Below are 3,925 nucleotides of genomic sequence, written 5' to 3' on the forward strand. Positions count from 1 at the left end.
ATCGGACAGTACGCTTTGGAAATACAACCAGTCATTGAAAACATAAAAAAATTACTGGCCGATCTTAAAGGAAAAATCTTTATGGCACACAGAATAAATAAGCCGGAAAATTTGAACGACTATGTCCGGTATGAAATGACGACAAGGACTCCCGTAGAATCAACGCCGGACAAAACCGTTTTTTATGATACGAACATGAGTAAGCATGATATCACAGAATTTATGAATTTCTGCGACCCTTCAAACCAGATTGAAATCGATGAGGACAAATGGATAGGTAAATTAAAAAACAGGCTGGAAGCGTTACAGGGTTAAACAGAAAACAGACGATAATGGCAATCCGAGGTATTTTGAATTTCAAAGAGTAGGATGGGTCAAGCGAAGCGGACCCATCACAAAGCTGATCACCTGCGTTCCTCTTAACCATCGTGAACTTTAGATGCAATAAAAATTATTTTTACTTTTTTCAACGAAAGGGGTTAAATATGGCTGCTCGTGATTGTGACGTGTGTGGCGGTCGTGGATACACGAATGAAATATGTCCCTTCTGTAATGGCAGTTCTTCCAAGTATGTTGATGATGGGAATGAGGAAGATTAAATGGATAGCTCCACAAAATATACCATGTATGTTTTGGAAAAATTGATACTGCATTTCTGAATGCAGAGCAGGATGGTAACAATCACAGAACAGAATGTAAGCAGGTAAAAATACTACGATGTAGTACTGTATTTTTTAGAATTTAATGGAGAATAAACTTATGGAGTTAGAAAACAAAAATAATATACAGACTCAAATAGTTTCTCATCCACTAACAAAAATGGAATTTGAAGACCTGTTTAATAACAACAGGAAATTGTTTAATCTTTATAGTGAGTTTATAAAACAGAAGATTGGGAATTCGCTTGGATTGCCTCTGGATATCGTTAAAACAATTACACTAGGTAAAGCATCAAGTGGAGAATTTGTAATCTTTTCTGAGAATGTTTTCAAAGGGCTCAAAGAAGGTAGATATTATCAGCCTGTATCCAAAAAAGATGGATTGGTTTCTACGGTAGCGCATAATAGTAAGGATGGTACAATTGTAGAGCATGGGAGAGTAGGTCGCAGAATGACATCGGTGCTTAGCGTTGGGATCGGGGTTGCACATGCTATTAGTAATCTTGATATGCAGAATCAATTAGAGGAAATAAAGGATGCCGTAGACAGGATACATAGATTTCAGTTGTCGAATAGAATTGGTGATCTCAAAGGTGTTTATGATACGTTACAAAACTGGTTAGATAGGGTATCAAGGGAGGGTTTAACTGTAGTAAATCAAATAAAAGGACAGGATATTTCAGAACGTTTAGATAAGTTAGAACAACAATTTTTTGAAACGGCAAAATCAGAACTTGAAACAGTCAAGAATCCCGCTGATTATGGGCGAGGCAAAATGGAATTCATTAAACATATAAAATTCATTTTCACAAAAACACCGGAACAGAAAGCTAGGGAAAAATTAAAAGCAGTGTTTGAAGATTTACAATATACAAAAATTTGTAATTTTCTAAATATGGTAGTTTGCGGGGAGCTTGAAGATGTTAATGCTTATCAAAGATCTAGTGAGCGATTATACTTAAAATTTGAGAAGATATATAATGAGCTTGATAGAAAGTGTCAATATTCAACAGAAGTATATCGAGCTTTAAAAGAAGGAGATATTTTAGTGCAAGAATTAAATTGTATTGATAAACGCCGAAAACCTGAATTATCTATTGAGGTTGAATCTGATGGAGAAAGGAGAAGTTAATATGTCTCAAGAAAAGAAAAATTGTAAGGAATGTGGAATGCTTTTTACCCCTGGTCCGAATAATTCTGAATATTGTCCAGAACATCAAAGGAAGAAAACTTCTATTTTGAGTTATATTAAAGCAGGAGGGATGATTGCAGGAGGTGTAATAGCATATATTTTTCTTGCGCCATTTTTGGGCAATAGGGATGATGATGCTTCTATTTGAGGATTTTGTTTTTGTGTTTAATACTGTGCTATACTTTATTTGAAAAATAATATTTGGTGGTAATCCGCTATGCCAAGGTCGTGGGGTGTGGGCCTTTAATCAAGCGCAAGGATTGGGTGTGTAATAAATTTAAATAGCAAAATTAAAGCCCTTCTCTATAAAGTACTGGGGAGGTAATTTATGCTCAAAGGATGGCCAATAATTTCACAATTAGAAAATCAAGACCCTTATTTACCAATTGATTCTAAACACGTAGAACAAATTTGTAATGAATTGTCAACTTTTAACAATGAACTTAAAAACGATCTAATCAAGCTGCTCCGTTCTAATAAATTTGGTAAATGGGCTTCTGGATTAAACGGAGAATACAAAACATCTGACGAAAAACTCTTCAATTGTTATTTCTCAAACCAAGCCTTTTCTCCAGATGTGCTATCAAGACCTCCACGACATTTAGGTGGACCGATATGTGCGGTCTTGTTTTACTTATCATTTGATTTACAAAATATGCTTATAGAGCATATGAGAAGAATATCAAGTGCTAAGATAATTCCATTCAGTAATGATGAAAAAAATTTAAAAAGCAAACATCGTATTTACCAATTCGTTGAATTTGAACAAGTAATACGTGTAATTAAATCGGTTCAATATGAGTTAGAAAGCTTTTACTCGATGTCGGAAAACATTTTTTGTAACAACGCTCAGATCTTAAAGCCTCCCACAAATAATTGGTCGTTCGACTTTGAACAATTACAAGAAACAGTATTATTAGGATTTATGCGAGGACCTGAAGGTATAATCAATCGGGGAATCCTAAGTAGTGCAATAGTAGCTGCGGGCGTTATTCGTTCACATTTAGAAGCAGTTCTTTTTAGAAATGATTTTCAAGCATCCTTAAATATGCAAAATTTAATAAATGCAAAAAAATGTGATGAAGCACTAAAAATTCATAAAAACAATGGCAATTTACATAATAACGAAATTACATGGGTAGAAAAAACTTATGGATTATTATCAGGTTCGGTGCATCAGGGGTTAGCGCTGTCGCGAGGTGAAATTTGGATGATGATCCGTGTTGTTAAGCATATTTCGAATAAGCTCTTAAATAAAAATTTAAAAAAAATTCGGATAACTTTATGAAAAACATTATTGTAGTCGCTGATAAAGATTTAAAAAGTTTCGGAAGAGAACTTGTTCATGCAATATCGAAAACAAAAATAGCAAAGGCATCATTGTTTACACCTAAACAATATACCGATAACGAATATCAAATCGGAGGTACTCAGTGTGTCATCTTCTTGGGGAAAAATGATGTGTCAAAAGATTTCATTCCCTTAATTCAAAAGAAATATGAGAAACACGGCATTGTTTGGGGATATGACGCTTCAAAGACTGTAGTTTATATTGAATCTACTAATGTGGATTTAGATAATTTGAAAAAGGAATTTAGCCTAATTAAAGAAGAAAGAAAAGCTTCTTTTGATAAAACTTGGATTTGCGGAAATGCTATTATTGACATATTGTTGTACGAATTATGGTTTAAATGGTTCGATCCAATTTATTGGATTTCTTATTTAATAAAGTACAAAAAGAAAATAAAATTAACAAAAGAATTACAAATGAAACTTGGAATCATCTCATTTTTAAAAGACGGATTTGATGAATTTGTAAAGGTTGATTTGACATGAATAACTTCAAAGATTCGTTTCAAAAGACAATGGAATCTTTTGGCGGTTCTTATGGAAGCTATGGTGGCGAAAATTATGTAAATGAGGTTCAAGAAGAAATTGAAAAAACAGTTCACAAAATAATTGAAATTGGAAATACTAAGGTGTACCCCATTGTCTAGACAATTATTTAATAAAAATAAGATAGAATTTTAGTATTGTTTATGCGAAGTATCTTTTAATTATTTGATGAGCAGGA

6 protein-coding genes are annotated in these 3,925 nt (G+C 33.4%); all 6 read left to right on the forward strand.

The window, feature by feature from the left end; all coding sequences use genetic code 11:
* The first annotated feature begins 81 nt into the window (after nt 1-81).
* The 6 genes from HUT38_04430 to HUT38_04455 all read left to right on the forward strand — a co-directional run bounded on the left by HUT38_04430 (nt 82) and on the right by HUT38_04455 (nt 3,848).
* Nucleotides 82-315: a hypothetical protein gene (locus tag HUT38_04430; protein ID NUQ57699.1), complete on the forward strand. Its 234-nt coding sequence runs from the start codon at nt 82-84 to the stop codon at nt 313-315.
* Nucleotides 316-759: 444 nt separating this feature from the next.
* Nucleotides 760-1,791, forward strand: coding sequence for a hypothetical protein (locus HUT38_04435; protein NUQ57700.1), 1,032 nt, complete (start codon nt 760-762; stop codon nt 1,789-1,791).
* Nucleotides 1,772-1,999, forward strand: coding sequence for a hypothetical protein (locus tag HUT38_04440; protein NUQ57701.1), 228 nt, complete (start codon nt 1,772-1,774; stop codon nt 1,997-1,999). The genes HUT38_04435 and HUT38_04440 overlap by 20 nt, the downstream gene beginning before the upstream one ends.
* A 180-nt stretch (nt 2,000-2,179) precedes the next feature.
* Nucleotides 2,180-3,139, forward strand: a complete 960-nt coding sequence (locus tag HUT38_04445; protein ID NUQ57702.1) for a hypothetical protein — start codon at nt 2,180-2,182, stop codon at nt 3,137-3,139.
* The gene (locus HUT38_04450) at nt 3,136-3,687 is read left to right on the forward strand and encodes a hypothetical protein (protein ID NUQ57703.1); all 552 of its coding nucleotides are present in this window, start codon (nt 3,136-3,138) and stop codon (nt 3,685-3,687) included. Before HUT38_04445 ends, HUT38_04450 begins: the two co-directional genes overlap by 4 nt.
* Nucleotides 3,684-3,848, forward strand: coding sequence for a hypothetical protein (locus HUT38_04455; GenBank protein ID NUQ57704.1), 165 nt, complete (start codon nt 3,684-3,686; stop codon nt 3,846-3,848). The genes HUT38_04450 and HUT38_04455 overlap by 4 nt, the downstream gene beginning before the upstream one ends.
* The last annotated feature ends 77 nt before the right edge of the window (nt 3,849-3,925 follow it).

It is taken from the genome of Candidatus Paceibacter sp. (genome assembly GCA_013360865.1).
GTDB lineage: Bacteria > Patescibacteriota > Minisyncoccia > UBA9983 > UBA9983 > SURF-57.